Raw genomic sequence first — 1,510 nt, forward strand, 5'->3', positions numbered from 1 at the left:
CATGGCTGAGAATTACGATGTCATCGTTCTGGGCTCCGGCCCTGGCGGTTATGTGGCCGCGATCCGCGCAGCCCAACTGGGTCTGAAGACCGCGATCGTGGAGCGCGAGAATCTGGGCGGCATCTGCCTTAACTGGGGCTGCATCCCGACCAAGGCGCTGCTGCGGTCTGCGGAAATCTTCCACTATATGCAGCATGCGGGCGACTATGGCCTGGCCGCCGAGAAGATCAGCGCCGATATCGAGGCGGTGGTGAAGCGCTCGCGCGGCGTCGCCAAGCAGCTCAATCAGGGCGTCACGCACCTGATGAAGAAGAACAAGATCAGCGTCCACATGGGCGACGGCAAGCTGGTGGCGAAGGGCAAGCTCAGCGTCACCAAGGACGGCAAGACCGAGGAACTGACCGCCAAGCATATCATCATCGCGACCGGCGCCCGCGCTCGCGACCTGCCGAACCTGAAGGCGGATGGCAAGCGGGTGTGGACCTATCGCCATGCCATGACGCCGCCGGAAATGCCGACGAAGCTGCTGGTTGTCGGTTCGGGCGCGATCGGTATCGAATTCGCCAGCTTCTACAACGACATGGGCGCTGACGTGACCGTGGTCGAGATGATGGACCGCATCGTCCCGGTCGAGGATGCGGACGTTTCCGCCTTCCTCGAAAAGGCGGTGAAGAAGCAGGGCATGACCGTCATGACCGGTGCGAAGATCGAAAAGATCGCCGCGAGCGACAAGGGCGTGACCGCCACGATCAAGGGCAAGGACGGCAAGGACGTCACGGTCGAATATAGCCATGTGATCGTCGCCATCGGCATTGTCCCCAATGTCGAGAATCTGGGTCTGGAAGATGTCGGCATCGAGCCGGATCAGCGCTATCACATCAAGACCGACGCCTATGGCCGCACCAATGTCGACGGCATGTGGGCGATCGGCGATGTCACCGCGCCGCCATGGCTGGCGCACAAGGCGAGCCATGAGGGCGTGATCGTCGCCGAGACGATCGCGCAGGCGCTGGGCAACAAGGATGTGCATCCGCACGCCATGGATGTGCGCAACATTCCGGGCTGCACCTATTGCCATCCGCAGATCGCCAGCGTCGGCCTGACCGAAGCCAAAGCGAAGGAAGCGGGCTATGAGGTGAAGGTCGGCATGTTCCCCTTCATCGGCAATGGCAAGGCGATCGCGCTGGGCGAGGCGGAAGGCTTCACCAAGACGGTGTTCGACGCCAAGACCGGCGAACTGCTGGGCGCGCACATGATCGGCGCGGAAGTCACGGAAATGATCCAGGGCTACACCATCGGCAAGACGCTGGAGACGACCGAGGCGGAACTGATGCACACCGTCTTCCCGCATCCGACCATTTCGGAATCGATGCATGAAAGCGTGCTCGCCGCCTATGGGCGTGCGCTCCATATCTGATCGGCGACTATCGCTGACAAAGGGCGCGGGGGCTTTGGCTCTCGCGCTTTTTTGCGTATTGGCTATCGCGCTGATGCAGCGGGCGGGGTGGCT

General features: G+C 62.1%; 1 protein-coding gene. It reads left to right on the forward strand.

Annotation, left to right across the window (positions count from 1 at the left end; genetic code table 11):
• The first annotated feature begins 1 nt into the window (after position 1).
• Complete coding sequence (gene lpdA / locus DM806_RS10260; protein ID WP_179043135.1) at positions 2-1,417, forward strand: dihydrolipoyl dehydrogenase; 1,416 nt, start codon at positions 2-4, stop codon at positions 1,415-1,417.
• The last annotated feature ends 93 nt before the right edge of the window (positions 1,418-1,510 follow it).

Source organism: Sphingobium lactosutens, assembly GCF_013393185.1.
Classification (GTDB): Bacteria; Pseudomonadota; Alphaproteobacteria; order Sphingomonadales; family Sphingomonadaceae; genus Sphingobium; species Sphingobium lactosutens_A.